The following is a 16,391-nucleotide window of genomic DNA, read 5'->3' on the forward strand; positions in this document are numbered from 1 at the left end:
CATCGGTTTCATGGGTCGTCGGCAGCCCGAGCGGCGTTTGAGCCGTTTGCCGGGCGTGGATTGACCCAACGGGTCAATTCATTCGTCCGGCGGTATTATTGCGTTCTATGCCGCGATCGGCAGCCGCTCGCCCGCCACGCGGTATGAGATCGCCTCGGCGAGATGAACACGGCGAACCCTCTCGCTTCCTTCGAGATCGGCGAGCGTCCGCGCCACCTTCAGGATACGGTGATAGGCGCGAGCCGAGAATTTCATCTGTTCGGCTGCATCATTGAGAAGCTGGCGTCCACCTGCATCGGGCTCGGCGATCGTTTCGATCATGGACGCGGAGCAATGGGCATTGACCGTCTCCGTGGGAAGACCAAGGCTTGCATAGCGCTCCGCCTGGAGGCTGCGCGCCTGAATGACACGCGCCTTCACGGTTTCAGATGTCTCAGCCGTTCCGGCGGCATGGGGCCGGATGAGATCGCTTGCCGTGACGGCCGGGACATCGACGCGCAGGTCGATCCGGTCGAGCAGCGGCCCCGAAATACGGGCCTGATAATCCGAGGCGCATTTCGCGCCGCGCGCGCATGTATGGCCGGGTTCGCCTGCCATCCCGCAGCGGCAGGGGTTCATCGCCGCGATGAGCTGCATCTTTGCCGGATAGGTCACCCGGTGATTGGCCCTTGCGATGACGCTCTCGCCCGCTTCGAGGGGCTGGCGCAGGGAGTCCAGAACGACCGGGCTGAACTCGGGAAACTCGTCGAGAAACAGAACGCCGCGATGGGCAAGCGAGACCTCGCCGGGTTTCGCGCGCAGGCCTCCGCCAACCATCGCGGCCATGGAGGCCGAATGATGGGGCGCGCGGAACGGGCGGCGGTCGGACAGTTTGCCCCCTGAGAGTTCGCCCGCAATCGAGTCGATCATCGAACATTCGAGGAGTTCGCGCGCACCGAGGGGAGGCAGAATCGAGGGAAGCCGCTGGGCGAGCATCGACTTGCCCGAGCCAGGCGGCCCGACCATCAAAAGATTATGTCCACCGGCGGCGGCGATCTCGAGCGCGCGCTTGGCGACGATCTGGCCCTTGATCTCGGCCAGATCGGGGAGATTGGCGGGCAGGGCGCGCACGGCAGGCTCCGGCCGGGAAATGACCTGGGTTCCCCGGAAATGGTTCGCGATCTGAATGAGACTTCGCGCCGCGACGATCGTCATATCCGGGTCGGCCCAGGCTGCCTCGGGGCCGCATTCGGCGGGACAGATAAGCCCGAGGCCGAGACCGTTGGCGCCCATGGCGGCCGGTAGAACGCCGGTCACCGAAGTGATCGCGCCGTCGAGGGAGAGTTCACCGAGAACCATGAAATCGGCGATCGCATCGGCCGGGATCGCACCGAGCGCGGCCATCAGGCCAAGCGCGATCGGGAGGTCGTAATGGCTGCCCTCCTTCGGCAGATCCGCCGGCGCCAGATTGACTGTGACCCGCTTGGGCGGCATCGCGAGGCCAGAGGCATGGATTGCGGCCTGAACGCGCTCGCGGCTTTCGGCGACGGCCTTGTCCGGCAGGCCGACGATCTGGATGCCCATCTTGCCCGGCGCGACCATGACCTGGACATCCACCGGCCGGGCTTCGATTCCCTGGAATGCGACGGTCTTCACGCGAGCGACCATGACGAAACTCCTGAGCCAAGCGACGCGTCTCAGAATTCAAGAAGTCGCGCCTATGCGACGTCAGGTAAGCATAGTCAAAGGAATAAAACAAGAACAAAGACGGCGCCAAACCAGCGGATGGTTGGATTTGCCGAGTTGCCTCGTCTTGTCCGTTGTCTTGCCGTTTCACGCCGGTGGCTCCGCCGGAGCCGGGACCGGGTCTAGAGGCGTGCTTCGATCGCATCCCATAAGAGGGCCGCGATATCGGCGCCGCCGAAGCGCTTCACCTCGCGAATGCCAGTGGGGGAGGTGACGTTGATCTCGGTCATCACATCGCCGATCACGTCGATGCCGACGAAGATCAGGCCGCGCTCCTTGAGGGCCGGGGCGATGCGTGCACAGATCTCGCGTTCGCGCTCGGTCAGCTCCGTCGGCTCGGCCCGCCCGCCGACATGCATGTTGGAGCGTGTGTCCGTCTCGGCCGGCACACGGTTGATGGCACCGGCGATCTCGCCGTCGATCAGGATGATGCGCTTGTCGCCCTTTCGCACGTTCGGCAGGTAGCGTTGGCAGATGAAGGGCTCGCGGTAGAGCATGCCGAACATCTCCATGAAGGAGGAGAGGTTCTTGTCCTCTTTCGTGATGTGGAAGACGCCAGCGCCTCCGTTGCCGTAGAGCGGCTTCATGATCATCTCGCCGAATTCGGCGCGGAAGGCTTTCACCTCCTCGATATCCTTGGTGATCAGGGTCTCCGGCATGAGATCCGGGAATTCGGTGACGAAGATCTTTTCCGGCGCGTTGCGGACCGAGGCCGGATCGTTGACCACGAGGGTCTTCGGGTGAACCCGCTCCAGAAGATGGGTCGACGTGATGTAGTTCATGTCGAAGGGCGGGTCCTGCCGCAACAAGACAACGTCCATCTCGGCAAGGTCGATCTTCTCGCTCTCGCCGAGCGTGAAGTGGTCCCCTTCGACCTCGCGCAGCTCCATGCGTTCGGCTCGCGCCGTGACGGCACTGCCGCGCATGGAAAGCCGGTCGGGCGTGTAGTGCCAGAGCTCGTGCCCGCGCTTCTGGGCTTCGAGGCCGATGGCGAAGGTCGAGTCGCCACGGATATGAATGGAGGACACATGGTCCATCTGGACGGCGACTTTGAGACCCATGTCCTGTTCCCTTTCGGCCATTGTTGGTTCGATCGCCGAGGTAAGGTGGTCCGCGCGCCGTGGCAATGGCTTTGGCGTGCGCGCCGCCCTCACTCTTGTAATTGTGTGCCCGGCATTGGAAGGTCGCGCGCGGGAGGAACTGGCGCAGGATCCTGAGGGGAAACACGTGGACCATTTCGATCTTCTGGTGATCGGCAGCGGGCCGTCCGGCCGCCGGGCGGCGATCCAGGCTGCCAAGCTTGATCGCAGCGTTCTGGTCGTGGAGCGGGGCCGGCGCGTCGGCGGCGTTTCGGTGCATACCGGCACGATCCCGTCGAAGACGATCCGCGAGACGGCGCTCAATCTCTCCGGTTGGCGCGAGCGGGGCTTTTATGGTCGCTCCTACCGGGTCAAGAAGGACATCACCGCCGGCGATCTGCGCGAGCGGCTGCACAAGACCCTGACCCATGAGGTCGAGGTGCTCGAACACCAGTTCGCGCGCAACAAGGTCACGACGCTTCGCGGCGAAGCCCGCTTCGTCGATCCGCACACGGTGGAGGTCGAATCGGAAACCGGCGACATCAAGCACTTTTCCGCCGACAGCTTCATGATCGCGGTCGGAACGCAGCCTTTCCGGCCGGACTACATCCCCTTCGATGGGGAGCGCATCTTCGACAGCGACGAAATTCTGGAGCTGCCCGAACTGCCGCGCTCCATGGCCGTCATCGGAGCCGGCGTGATCGGCGTCGAATACGCCTCGATCTTCAATTCGCTGGATGTGAAAGTGACACTGGTCGAGCCGCGCCAGACCATGCTCGACTTCATCGACGAGGATATTCTCGACGATTTCACTTACGATCTGAGGGATCGGGGCGTGGCCATGCGGTTCGGCCAGAAGGTGGAGGCGGTCACGCGCGAGGGCGATGGCTGCGAGATTTCGCTCGAAGGCAGCCGCAAGGTTCGCTCGCAGATGGTGCTCTTTGCCGCCGGGCGCATGGGCTCCACAGATCGTCTCGGCCTCGAGGCGGCCGGTCTATCCGCCGATCATCGCGGTCGCCTGTCGGTCGATCCGAAGACGCTCCAGACATCCGTGCCGCATATCTATGCCGCGGGCGATGTGATCGGTTTTCCGAGCCTTGCCTCCACCTCCATGGAACAGGGCCGGATCGCCGCCTGCCATGCACTCGGGGCACCGGCTCAGGAACCGCCGGTCTTCTTTCCATACGGGATCTATTCGGTGCCTGAGATCTCGACGGTCGGGATGTCCGAAAAGGAAGTCAACGAGCGGCACATCCCCTACGAGGTGGGCATTGCCCGCCTGCGCGAGACCTCGCGCGGCCACATCATGGGCATCGATTCAGGCATGCTGAAGATGCTGTTCTCCCTCAAGACGCGCCGGCTTCTCGGCTGCCACATCGTCGGCGAGGGTGCGACGGAGCTGATCCATATCGGACAGGCCGTGCTCAATCTCAAAGGCACGCTGGACTACTTCGTCGAGAACACGTTCAACTATCCAACGCTCGCCGAAGCCTACAAGATCGCCGCGCTCGATGCCTATAACCGGATGGGCGATGCGAAGGTGGCCGAGGTCAGCGACATGCCGGCGGAGTAGGGCGAGAGGCGGCGAAACGTTCCGGCCATCATGGGCTGGCTTGCGGACCATGTTCGCGGGGCATGCCGCGACAAGAGAGGACGGCGCGCGCTCGTTAAACATCTTGCAGGAATAACGCGCCACTGGATTGATAAGCCTACCGTTTAACGTGCAGGATCGCGATGGCGTCATGCAAAGGGGTAGGCGAATGGGACACTTGGCGAATTCTGCTCGGCTCGCAGCAGGGCGATCTGTCCCCACGTTTCGCGCCTCTGGCGGACAGTCCTGCCACCGCCATTTTCTCCGTGGGCTCGCGTGCCTATCCATTCTTACGATGACGGCCTGCGTCGCCCCTCGTTCGCAGGTCTCGACCAGCTATTACGAGGTTTCCGGTCAAACATCGGACCAGTTGGTTCGGGATATCGCCCGCAAGGCACCCAACAACGGCAAATGGTTTGCCATGGTGTCGATCCAATTTGTTCCCGTCGCTCTGGAGCCGGATCTTCGCGGCGGCATGTGTCGCTTCAAGCGCGTACGCTTGAGGGTGAAGGCAGATATCACCTTGCCTCTCTGGCGAGAGAGGAACTTCGCCAAGAGCAAAGACCTTCGTCAGGGGTGGGACGGGCATGCGGAATATGCGCGCATCCACGAGGACTTCCACGTCAAGATTGCAGAGTTGTTCGCTCGAAAAATGGAGAGTTCACTTCTCGCCCTTCCTGCGCATCGCAACTGCAAGGAACTTGGGGCGAGTGCGACCAAAATTGTCAGACGTCTGCATCAGTTGCATGGGAAGGCCCAGGACGAATTCGACGAGCTGGAGGAGAAACGCATCACTCGCCTGATCGCCGCTTCCAAACGAGCGAGGCGTGCGGGCCGTGGCCGATAATGGAACTTGCAAGGCCTGTCCTCGAAAACGCGTGGCTGTAATTGCTCAGAGATCGAACAAGAGACGGACGATGCTGCGAATGTTTCTGGAGGGGCGAGCATCCCGGACCTTCCTGGCGATCAGTGTCGCGTTTCTCACGCCGATGTCTTTCTCCGGTGTGGACGCGGCTCTGGCGCAGCCCGTGGAGCAGCAATCCTTCATGAAGCTCGGTAAGCCCCTCAAGATCGACAGGCGGATGCGCGATTATACTCAGAAACTCGTCCATCGAAGCTTGAGCCGGGAGCACATCTTCGGACTGTCACCGCAAGCGGTTCATGTGGAGCGGCTGACTGCACGATCCTTCGACATGGAAGCCCTCACTTGCGGGATTGTCACTGTTCATCGGAGTGGTGGCGCGTCCCGACCGAGGCCCTTCTGGATATGGACGTACTTTGCCGGACCCCGGCGCGGCGAAGCCGACGTGGTCATCGCAGAGTCGTTTAAGACCGTTCAAGGACGCTCGCTGGCTAGGGGGTGTGGCTTCCGCTGATGCGGTCAGGACACGAGATTGGTCCCGACCCGCCGAATTTGGTCCGGTATCCTTATGCCTGTAGTATGGCGAGGACCGCCGCGACCGCTTCGAAGCCATCGGGAACCGCTATCCGTGTCCAAGCTGCCCGCCTTCCTCTGCGCTTTTCTTTGCCTCGCCCTGCCGGCCTCCGCCGATACCGCAGGCAGGATCGCCTCCATGGCGCCTTCGGGACTGGTGCTCGTGCTGGACGAGGACGGCAAGGATCTGGTGGACCAGAACACGCAAGAGCCCTTCGTGCCGGCCTCCGTCGCCAAGGTCGTCACCGCCTGGCTCGCGATGGAGGTGCTGGGCGGCGATTATCGTTTCAAGACGCGCTTTTATCTGGACGAGGATCGGGTGCTCTATGTGCGCGGCGGCGGCGATCCGTTTCTGGTTTCGGAGGAGCTGGCCCTTCTTGCGCCGAAGCTCGTCGAAGCTGTCGGCGATGAGCCGCTGGCCGGCATGATGCTCGATGCGAGCTATTATCCGGACGATCTCCGCATACCGGGGATCGAGGACACCGACGAGGCCTATGATGCGCGCAATTCGGCCTTCGCCGTGAACTTCAACACCATCAACGCCGTCCGGCGCGGGGATACGGTTTCTTCGGCCGAGGAGCAGACGCCGATCACGCCGCTCGCGATCGAACAGTTTCTTGCGCGGGGTCCAGCGGGACGAGGGCGCATCAGCCTTGCCCAGGAGGACCCGGAGGTGAGCCTCCTTTATGCGGGCGAACTCCTGAAAGCCTTCATCGAACGGGCTAGCGGAACGGTGGAGGGCACGCTGACAATCGGGAGCGTGCCGGAGGGGCTTGAGCCGGTCTATGTGCACGAGCAGTCGCGGTCTTTGTCCGAGATCGTCTCGCAGATGCTGCTCGGCTCCAACAATTATATCGCGAACCAGATCTTCCTGGAAATGGGTGCCCATGAGAAGGGCGGTCCCGTCAGCCTCGAAAAATCGCTCGAAGTCGCAAAAGACCGTCTCGCCGAAAATGGTCTTGCCGATGACATCGAGCTGGTCGAAGGATCAGGGATCAGCCGCGAGAACCGGTTCACCGCACGAGGCCTTGCCCGCCTGCTCGACGACTTCCGGCCCCATGCGGACCTCTTACGCGCAACGAGCGCGGGCTCCCGCTACAAGACGGGCACGTTTTCGGGCGTTCGCACGCTCGCAGGCTTTGCGAAGACCTCCGAACACGGCAACGCGCCCTTCGTCATCTCGCTGCCGGGCCAGACCGGCAAGCTGCGTTTCCGTATTCTCTCGGTGATCGAGCGCGGCTTTTGATGCGACGTCCGGCTGATTCATTCGGGCTCCGAAGCGAAGCCCGCGCGGCACTTGGGCAATTTCGAAATCCATCGCCGCGAAGCGATCGAACGGATCTCGCATGAAGCTACTTCCCGTTGCCCCAATGGCGGCCGGTCGTCTCCAGCCCGAAGAAGCGGGGTGAGCGGGCGAAGGCGGCAAGGCCGGCAAGGGCCGGCTGAGGCTCGGTGATGACGTAGAGCGGAATCTCGCGCATCAGCTTCGAATGGGGCGCCTTGTCCTCGAAGGCCTGCCGCATCTTGCCATGGTCCACCAGCTTCATGATGCGTTTGAAGATACCGCCCGCGATATAGACGCCGCCGCGCGCGATGAAGATCAAGGCAACGTCTCCGGCCATCCGGCCGAGATAGATCGAGAAAAGGTCCACCGCCTCGCGGGCCTGAGGATCGTTTCCAGCCTCCACCGCCTGGGTCACGTCGGCGGGCTTTGCATGGACCGGCTCCACATCGTCGGCCTTGCAGATCGCCTGATAGAGATTCACGAGGCCGCGCCCGCACAGGATCTGTTCGCCGGAAACGCGCCCCTCGATCGTCCTGATATGCGGCCAGATCGCCCGGTCGCGTTCGGTGCGCGCACCGAGATCGATATGACCGCCTTCGCCGGCAACGGGAATCCACATATTGCGGGCGCGCACGAGACCGGCAACGCCAAGGCCCGTGCCAGGGCCGAGAACGGCGCGGCTCGCGCCCTCCCGGTGGATGCCGTGTCCGATCTCTTCGCGTGCGTCCTCGCCGAGCGAGGAAATCGCGAGAGCCTGCGCCTCGAAATCGTTGATGACGACGACCTCTTCGAGCCCCAGATCGGCGATCATGCGCCGCGGATGGATCACCCAGTGGCAGTTGGTGAGATCGATCTCGTCGCCGTCGATCGGCCCCGCAATGGCGAGGACCGCGCTCTTGGGCTGAATGGACGTGCGGTCCAGAACATTCGCCTGGATCGCCGCGTCGATCGTCTCGAACTTCTCGGTTTCGGCGATCTCGAAGAACTTCGGTTCGGCGAAGGCGTCCTTCAGGATGGCGAAGCGGGCATTGGTGCCGCCGATATCCCCGATCAGGATCGGAAACTTCAGGAACGTGTCTGGTTGGCGCCGCGATGCCATGTCGATATTCCCATTTTGATCATACGAGCATTTAGCCGGCCCGAGCCGAAAGGCAAAGCGCGTAAAACGGCCAGTCAAGGCCTTCCGTTCGCCGTCAGCGGTCGGGGCGTGGTTTCGGCAGCGGGATGTCGCCGAGATCGGGCGTCAAAGCAGCCAGCGCCGGTGCGCCGCCGGGCCCGGCTGTCAGGACTCTCTGGCAGGCACGGGGAAGATCCGCCATGGTGAGGTCCGGCTTCGGCTTGTAGGGTTTGGCGTTCGGCGGGGGCGGCTGCAAGGCGACGTCGAACCACCAGTCGAGATCGCCGCAGCCATCGCCGCTGCCTGTCGAGCGCTGTGGTTCGCAATTGGGCGAGCCCGGCTGGCAGAAGAGACGGACGTGAAAATGGGAGTCATGCCCGTAATAGGGACGGATCTTGTTCAGCCAGCGCCGGTCGCCACGCGTCGTCTCGCAAAGCTTCTTCTTGATGCCGGGATGGACGAGAATGCGCTGGACGCGTTCATCGCTCGCCGCAAGATGGATGAGATCGCGATAGCTGTCGTCCCAGATGGTGTCGTCGACGGTGAGCTTGCCGTCCTTCAGAACCGAGCGGAACGGATAATCCTCCCGCGCGTCTGGGCTCAACCGCTCACCGGGCAGCGGCCGCAGCCAGACATCCGCATCGAGACCGACCTGGTGGGAGGAATGGCCGAAGGGCATCGGTCCGCCCCGCGCCATGGACATGTCGCCGAAGAGAACGCCCGGCCAGATGCCCTGGCGCTTGGCCTTGGTGGCGAAATCCTTCAGGAAGGAAACGAGGACCGGGTGCCCCCAGCGCCGGTCACGCGATAGGCGCATGGCCTGCCATGCTTCACCGTCCGCCGGAAGCTGAGCGGCGCCCGCAAGGCAGCCCTTGGAATAAAAGCCGATGCTTTCAGTGGGCAGCGGCGCCGGGGACCGGGCGGTTTCGAAGAGTGTCTTCGCGGCGGGTTCCGCCGAGGCTGTCAGGGGCGAGAGGCTCAACGCGCAGCCAAGGACGACCGATTTGGGCCATGCCAACATATTCCTTGAAACGCCCATGCTTTGCCTCGTCGATCCGTCTCGCCGCGCCGAAATTCGGCTAACCGGAAAGAGCTTGGAGCCCTCGGTATCGCGGCACTTGAGAACGGGAATGGCGAAGAGGTTCGTCGAAACGATGACGGCCCGGATCGAAATCCGGGCCCCCATCTGCAGTCTGCTTTGCGAAGGTTCAGGCCACGAGCATGGTCCTGATCGCGGACAGGTCCTTCAGCGGGGTTGCGGGACGCGCGCCGATCTTCTCGATGATGTGCGCGGCACATTCGACGCCGAGGCGGCCGCAGATCTCGCTCGGCATGCCGTCGATGTAACCCTTGAGGAAACCGCCGGCGAAGGCATCGCCCGCCCCCGTCGCATCGACGACCTTCTCCACCTTGCGCGCCGGCACCACCGTGCGGGTCTGACCTTCGACCACGATGCAGCCCTTCTCGCTGCGCGTGACGACGGCGAGCCTGGGCGCGTCGCGGCCAAGGCCGTCGAGAGCGTCGTCGAGATTGTCGGTCTCGTAGAGCGACAGGGCCTCGGCCTCGTTGGCAAAGACGATATCGACCGTGCCGGAGCGCAAAAGATCGAGGAATTCGGCGCGGTAACGCTCGACGCAGAAGGAGTCCGACAGGCTCATGGCGACCTGGTTGCCGGCCTCGTGGGCGATCTTCGCAGCTTTGACGATCGCTTCCTTGGCGCGGGGCGGGTCCCAGAGATAGCCCTCGAAATAGGTGATCTTCGAGCCCTTCACGAGTTCCTCGTCGATGTCCTCGGGGCCGAGTTCGGTGCAGGCGCCGAGAAAGGTGTTCATCGAACGCTCGCCATCGGGCGTCACGAGGATGAGGCAGCGCGCGGTGGGCTCGCCGTCGCCGCTATTGGGCGCGGTCTCGAAGGTGATACCGATCGAGCGGATGTCGTGGGTGAAGATCGAGCCGAGCTGATCGTCCGCGACCTTGCCGATATACGCGCCCTTGCCGTCGAGGCTCGTGAAACAGGCGGCCGTGTTCGCCGCGCTTCCGCCCGATGCCTCCATTCCCGGCGGCATCGCGCCGTAAAGCTGCTCGGCACGGCCTGTGTCGATCAGGGTCATGCCGCCCTTCTGGATGGACTCTGTCGTCAGAAAGTCCTCGTCGCAATGGGAAATGACGTCGACGATCGCGTTGCCGATGCACAGGAGGTCGGAATTGGCCATGAAGATCCTTGTTGTGTGCGAATGCGCGTCGCCGTCGGTACTGGCGCCACGCTCGTCTCGATTGCCCGGTTCTGCCATCTCGATACCGAAAGAGAAAAGCTCTGGCTAGGCGAGGGGGCGTAATCGCTCTTCGGAATGGTCCAGCTGATGGTGCGGGACAGTCTTTCTGCACGCTTGTTAAGCGAACTGACACTGTTCTTTGTCTTCCCAATGTCAAGGAGGCATGATAGCGGATGCCGCCATCCTTTTGCACCGCACGCGCGTAGACCCCGCGTGTCGTCCTTAAGGCTCTTCGAAAGGACTGGCATGGCCCGCATCATCGAGACCGCTACCGGCACCACCGCTCTCACCTTCGACGACGTTCTCCTGCAGCCCGGGCATTCCGAAGTCATGCCCGGCCAGGTCGATGTCGCAACCAAGATCACCCGCGAAATTGCGCTGAACATTCCGATCCTCTCCGCCGCAATGGACACGGTGACGGAGTCCGGGCTCGCGATCGCGGTGGCCCAGGCGGGCGGCATCGGCGTCATCCACAGGAATTTCACGCCCGTCGAACAGGCCGAGCAGGTGCGGCAGGTCAAGAAGTTCGAAAGCGGCATGGTCGTCAATCCCGTGACGATCGGCCCAAAGGCGACGCTCGGCGACGCCCGCGCCCTGATGGCGCAGCATCGCATCTCCGGCATTCCGGTGGTGGACAAGGGCAATCATGGCGGCACGGCGCGCGGCAAGCTCGTCGGCATCCTGACGAACCGCGACGTGCGCTTTGCCTCCGACGACGATCAGCCGATCCACGAGCTGATGACCAAGGAGGGCCTCGTCACCGTCGACGAGAGCGTCACCCAGCAGGAAGCCAAGCGTCTTCTCCATCAGCACCGGATCGAGAAGCTGCTGGTCACGGACGACCAGGGCTTTTGCATCGGCCTCATCACGGTGAAGGACATCGAAAAGTCGCAGCTTCACCCGATGGCGGCGAAGGATGCCCAGGGCCGTCTCCTCGCCTCGGCCGCGACCAGTGTCGGCGAAGACGGTTTCGAGCGGGCCGAACGCCTGATCGATGCCGGCGTCGATCTTCTCGTCATCGACACCGCCCATGGCCATTCCCAGCGGGTGCTCGACATGGTCTCGCGGGTGAAGGCGCTCTCCAACAGCGTCCAGATCATCGCCGGCAATGTCGCAACGCCGTCCGGCACCAAGGCATTGATCGATGCGGGCGCGGACGGTGTGAAGGTCGGCATCGGTCCCGGTTCCATCTGCACGACCCGTGTGGTCGCGGGCGTCGGCATGCCACAGCTTGCCGCCGTCATGGGCGCTGCCGAAGAAGCGGCCAAGCAGAACGTTCCGGTCATCGCCGATGGCGGTATCAAGTTCTCCGGCGATCTTGCCAAGGCGCTCGCGGCCGGCGCGGCCGGCGCCATGGTCGGCTCGCTGCTTGCCGGCACGGACGAAAGCCCCGGCGAGGTCTATCTCTATCAGGGCCGCTCCTTCAAAGCCTATCGCGGCATGGGCTCGGTCGGCGCGATGGCGCGCGGCTCGGCCGACCGCTACTTCCAGGCGGAAGTGCGCGACACGCTGAAGCTGGTGCCGGAAGGGATCGAGGGCCAGGTCGCCTATAAGGGGCCGGTTGGCGGTGTCCTCCACCAGCTCACCGGCGGGCTTCGCGCTGCCATGGGTTATGTGGGCGCGAAGAACCTCGAAGAGTTCCGCAACAAGGCCGAGTTCGTCCGCATTTCCAATGCGGGTCTGCGCGAAAGCCATGCCCACGACGTGACGATCACCCGCGAAAGTCCGAACTATCCGACAGGCGGTTAAGTCCGTATCCGGCTGATCAAGCCGGGGACGCTATCGAAGCCCGCGCGGCGCCTGAGCGTCGTCAAATCCGTTACCGCGAAGCGATCAAACGGATTTCGTATGAGACCGGCGGACCTTTGAGACCATCGGTTTCATGGGTCGTCGGCAGCCCGAGCGGCGTTTGAGCCGTTTGCCGGGCGTGGATTGACCCAACGGGTCAATTCATTCGTCCGGCGGTATAAGTCCGGCGTTTTGAAAGACGAATTTTATACAAATGGCCCCTGGAAAGATCTGCTTTCCAGGGGCCATTCGTTGTTTGGGCAAGCTTCACTCAGCCGCCCGGCTTCTGCCATCGGGCGCCTGATCAGCCCTTGCCTTGGCTCCCACTGCCGAAGCCGCCGGATGTCGGCGTTCTGACGATCACCGCCTCGCCGGCTTCGAGAACCGTCTGGTCGCAGGGGTTCAATGCTTCCGTTTCGCCGCTCGACCGCCTGACGAGGGTTTCGCCTGTTTCGCCCGGCTCCCCGCCTTCTATGCCCTCGGGCGGGCGCGTCCGGTGGGAGGAGAGGATGGAGCAGTCCATGCGCTCCAGAAAACGGATCCTGCGCTCGGTGCCATCGCCGCCGCGTTTCGCCCCGGCGCCGCCAGAGCCCTCGCGAATGTGGAAGTCCTCCAGCACCACCGGATAGCGCATTTCGAGAATTTCCGGGTCGGTCAGCCGCGAATTCGTCATGTGGCAGTGAACGCCGTCCGTCCCGGCAAAGGCAGTGCCGTCGTTGAGCCTGCCGGCGGGCGAGCCCGAGCAGATGGTCTCGTAATACTGGTAGGTCTCGTTGCCGAAAGTGAGATTGTTCATCGTGCCCTGATGATTGGCGAGCGCGCCGAAGGCCTGAAAAAGTGCGTTCGTCACGTGCTGGGACGTTTCCACATTGCCGGCGACGACGGCGGCCGGATAGCTGGGCTTCAGCATGGAGCCATCGGGGATGACGATCTCGACCGGTCGAAGGCAGCCGGCATTCATCGGGATCGGCTTTTCGACCATCACCCGGAAGGCATAGAGCACGGCTGCGCGGGTTACCGGCTCCGGCGCGTTGAAATTGTTCTCGCGCATCTCGGACGTGCCGGAAAAGTCGACCTTGGCCGTCCTGTTCGCCCTGTCGACCGTGATCTTCACACGAATGGTCTGTCCGGTATCGGTCGGATACTCGCATTCGCAATCGGACAGTTTCTCGATGAGGCCGCGCACGGCTTCGGCGGCATTGTCCTGCACATGGCCCATATAGGCCTTGACCGTGTCGAGGCCGAAGGTTTCGACCATGCGGCGCAGTTCCGTAACGCCCTTTTCGTTCGCGGCTATCTGGGCTTTCAGATCCGCGACGTTCTGGGCCGGATTGCGCGCCGGATAGGTGTGTCCGGTGAGGATATTGAGGGTTTCCTCCTCTTGGAAAATGCCTTCCGCGACGAGTTTCAGATTGTCGATCAGAACACCTTCCTCGTCCACCTTCGTGGCGCGGGGTGTCATCGAACCCGGCGCGATGCCGCCGACATCGGCATGATGGCCGCGTGAGGCGACGTAGAAGAGGATACGCCGCGACTCCTCACCCGCCTCGCTATGCTCGGCATCGGAGAAAACCGGCGTCACCACCGTGATGTCCGGCAGATGGGTGCCGCCGTTATAGGGCGCGTTGAGGGCGAACACGTCGCCGGGTTTGATCCGTCCTTCGTTCGCCTTGATGATCGCCTCCACCGAGCGGTCCATGGAGCCGAGATGGACGGGCATGTGGGGAGCGTTGGCGACCAGTGCGCCGCTTTCGTCGAAGACCGCGCAGGAAAAGTCGAGCCGTTCCTTGATGTTCACCGAGGAGGACGTGTTCTGCAGCGTCACGCCCATCTGCTCGGCGATCGACATGAAGAGATTGTTGAAGACTTCGAGGAGCACCGGATCGGCGCCCTCCTTGCCGGCCTGACCCGTGCCGAGCGCGGCAAGGCGCGGCTTCTTTTCGGTGCGCTTCATCAGGATATTGCCGGCTGCGGTCTTCTCCGCGCGCCAGCCCGGTTCGACGACGATGGTCTGGTTCGGCTCGATGATCAGCGCCGGGCCGTTCAGCGCGGCCTGCGTTGAAAGGGTCTCGGAGCGATAGACACTGGCGGAGCGATGCTCCCCATCCGTGAAGATCTCAACGGTTTCCGTGGCTTCGGCGTCCGCTCCAGCCTCGGAAGCGGTCGTCTCCGCCAGGTCTTCGTCCCGGATCTCGCTCGCCTCCAGCGAGACCGTCTCCACCGTGATCGCCCGGCCTTCGTAGATGAAGCCGAACTGCGCCTTGTGGGCGGTCTCGAACCCACGCCGCGCCTCGCCGAGATCTCCGGTCCAGGCGACGGGAAGCGTCGTATCCGTGCCATCGTAGCGCAATTGCAGGATCGTTTCGGTTTCGATGCGATCCTCGGAGAGCCCCTGGCTTGTCAGTTCGCCGGTCGCCTCTTCGGTGAGGCGTTTTTCGAGAGGGTCGATCTCGCCAGCCGCTTTCTCGTCGAGCGGGATCACCAGCGCCTGGGACCAGCTCGCAAAAAGGGAGGACAGCCCGATCCCGTAGGCGGAGAGAAGCCCCGACATCGGATGGATCAGCACCGTCTCCATGGAGAGGGCATCGGCGACGAGGCAGGCATGCTGGCCGCCCGCGCCGCCAAAGGAATTCAGAAGATAGGTCGAGACATCGTAGCCGCGCTGGACGGAAATCTTCTTCACCGCGTTCGCCATGTTCTCGACGGCGATGGTGAGGAAGCCCTCGGCGATTGCCTCAAGCGAGCGATCGCCCCCGAGCTCCGCCTTCAGCGCCCCGAACTTCTCGCGCACGATTTCCGCGTTAAGCGGCTGATCCTGATTCTCGCCGAACACCGCCGGAAAGAGAGACGGGCGGAGTTTGCCGAGCATGACATTGGCATCCGTCACCGTCAGCGGCCCGCCCTTGCCATAGGCCGCAGGGCCCGGATGGGCACCGGCCGAGGCCGGCCCCACCTGGAACCGGCCCTGATCGATGGAGAGGATCGAGCCGCCGCCCGCCGCCACCGTATGGATGCGCATCATCGGCGCGCGGATGCGAACGCCGGCGACCTCGGAATCCAGCGCGCGTTCGAACGAACCCGCATAATGGGTGACGTCGGTCGAGGTACCGCCCATGTCGAAGCCGATGATCTTGTCGAAACCCGCCGCCTTGCCGGTTTCCGCCATGCCGACCACGCCGCCTGCGGGGCCGGACAGGATCGCATCCTTGCCGTCGAACATCTCGGCCGCCGTCAGCCCGCCCGAGGACATCATGAACTGGAGGGACGGGGCCTTCGCCTCGCCGGTTTCGGCGCCGAGCGCAGAGGCGACCTTGTCCACATAGCGCCTCAGGATCGGCGTCAGATAGGCATCCACCACCGCCGTATCTCCGCGCCCGACGAGCTTTACCAGCGGCGAGACCTCGTGGCCGGTCGAGACCTGAGAAAAGCCGGCCTCTTCCGCGAGGGCCTTGGCCTGCTTCTCGTGATCGGGATAGCGCCAGGAATGCATGAAGCAGATGGCGCAGGCGTCGATGCCGTCCGCCTTTGTCGCCTTGAGAGCCTCGCGTGCCGCCGCCGCGTCGAATTCGGTCTCGACCGTGCCGTCGGCGAGAACGCGCTCGGGGATCTCGACGACCCGCTCGTAAAGCTGTTCGGGAAGGATGATCTGTTTGGCAAAGATGTCCGGTCGCGCCTGATAGGCAATCTTCAGCGCGTCGCGAAAGCCGCGCGTGATGAGAAGCAGCGTCCGGTCGCCCTTTCTCTCCAGAAGCGCATTGGTCGCAACCGTCGTTCCCATGCGCACCGTGCCGATGCGCGCGGGAGGAATCGGCCCGCCGGTTTCGATGCCGAGGGTGCGCCGAATGCCTTCGAGCGCGGCATCCTCGTAGACGCCGGGATTTTCCGAAAGGAGCTTCAGGGGCGAGAGCGAGCCGTCCGGCCCCTTCGCGATGACATCGGTGAAGGTACCACCCCGGTCGATCCAGAAATCATAGGCGCCCGCCCTTGTCGTTTCGCTCGTCATTGCCGGCAATCCTTGACCCGTTCCTGAAGGCGACCGCATGATGACGGTCTCACCCACGGTGATATGGCGCAGGAGACCAGATGGACATGATCGGG

11 protein-coding genes are annotated in these 16,391 nt (G+C 63.4%); 5 read left to right on the top strand and 6 right to left on the bottom strand.

The annotated features are described in order from the left end of the window. Positions 1 to 105: 105 nt before the first annotated feature. Both ABDX79_RS14975 and gshB read right to left on the bottom strand, forming a co-directional pair. Positions 106 to 1,647 carry a YifB family Mg chelatase-like AAA ATPase gene (locus ABDX79_RS14975; protein ID WP_346221109.1) on the bottom strand — a complete coding sequence of 514 codons (1,542 nt, stop codon included), beginning with the start codon at positions 1,645 to 1,647 and terminating at the stop codon, positions 106 to 108. A 200-nt stretch (positions 1,648 to 1,847) separates the two neighbouring features. After that, on the bottom strand, positions 1,848 to 2,786 hold the full coding sequence (gshB, locus tag ABDX79_RS14980; protein WP_346221110.1) for a glutathione synthase: 939 nt from the start codon (positions 2,784 to 2,786) through the stop codon (positions 1,848 to 1,850). A 166-nt stretch (positions 2,787 to 2,952) separates the two neighbouring features. Between gshB and sthA the strand changes: the two genes are divergently transcribed. The 4 genes from sthA (at position 2,953) to ABDX79_RS15000 (ending at position 7,076) form a co-directional block, all read left to right on the top strand. Next, entirely contained in the window at positions 2,953 to 4,377 is a 1,425-nt protein-coding gene (gene sthA / locus ABDX79_RS14985) for a Si-specific NAD(P)(+) transhydrogenase (RefSeq protein ID WP_346221111.1), read from the top strand. A 313-nt stretch (positions 4,378 to 4,690) separates the two neighbouring features. Further along, positions 4,691 to 5,242, top strand: a complete 552-nt coding sequence (locus ABDX79_RS14990; RefSeq protein ID WP_346221112.1) for a DUF922 domain-containing protein — start codon at positions 4,691 to 4,693, stop codon at positions 5,240 to 5,242. 70 nt (positions 5,243 to 5,312) lie between these two features. Continuing rightward, complete coding sequence (locus ABDX79_RS14995) at positions 5,313 to 5,771, top strand: hypothetical protein (RefSeq protein WP_346221113.1); 459 nt, start codon at positions 5,313 to 5,315, stop codon at positions 5,769 to 5,771. Between the two features lie 114 nt (positions 5,772 to 5,885). After that, positions 5,886 to 7,076 carry a D-alanyl-D-alanine carboxypeptidase/D-alanyl-D-alanine-endopeptidase gene (locus tag ABDX79_RS15000; RefSeq protein ID WP_346221114.1) on the top strand — a complete coding sequence of 397 codons (1,191 nt, stop codon included), beginning with the start codon at positions 5,886 to 5,888 and terminating at the stop codon, positions 7,074 to 7,076. A gap of 106 nt (positions 7,077 to 7,182) precedes the next feature. Here the strand turns inward: ABDX79_RS15000 and ABDX79_RS15005 are convergent, their stop codons facing one another. From ABDX79_RS15005 to ABDX79_RS15015, 3 genes are all read right to left on the bottom strand, one after another. Then, a complete protein-coding gene (locus ABDX79_RS15005) occupies positions 7,183 to 8,214 on the bottom strand; it encodes a glucokinase (RefSeq protein WP_346221115.1) in 1,032 nt (343 codons plus the stop codon). A gap of 94 nt (positions 8,215 to 8,308) precedes the next feature. Then, positions 8,309 to 9,253 carry a penicillin-insensitive murein endopeptidase gene (gene mepA, locus ABDX79_RS15010; RefSeq protein ID WP_346221116.1) on the bottom strand — a complete coding sequence of 315 codons (945 nt, stop codon included), beginning with the start codon at positions 9,251 to 9,253 and terminating at the stop codon, positions 8,309 to 8,311. Between the two features lie 187 nt (positions 9,254 to 9,440). After that, positions 9,441 to 10,445 (bottom strand): adenosine kinase, encoded by a 1,005-nt coding sequence (locus ABDX79_RS15015; RefSeq protein WP_346221117.1) that lies wholly within the window; start codon positions 10,443 to 10,445, stop codon positions 9,441 to 9,443. 306 nt (positions 10,446 to 10,751) lie between these two features. Here ABDX79_RS15015 and guaB point away from each other — a divergent pair, with 306 nt between their 5' ends. Further along, the gene (guaB, locus tag ABDX79_RS15020; protein WP_346221118.1) at positions 10,752 to 12,254 is read left to right on the top strand and encodes an IMP dehydrogenase; all 1,503 of its coding nucleotides are present in this window, start codon (positions 10,752 to 10,754) and stop codon (positions 12,252 to 12,254) included. Between the two features lie 343 nt (positions 12,255 to 12,597). On the opposite strand, the gene ABDX79_RS15025 is transcribed toward guaB, so the two are convergent. Then, entirely contained in the window at positions 12,598 to 16,296 is a 3,699-nt protein-coding gene (locus ABDX79_RS15025) for a hydantoinase B/oxoprolinase family protein (protein ID WP_346221119.1), read from the bottom strand. Between the last annotated feature and the right edge of the window lie 95 nt (positions 16,297 to 16,391).

The sequence above is a fragment of the Fulvimarina fulva genome, from assembly GCF_039652615.1.
GTDB lineage: Bacteria > Pseudomonadota > Alphaproteobacteria > Rhizobiales > Rhizobiaceae > Fulvimarina.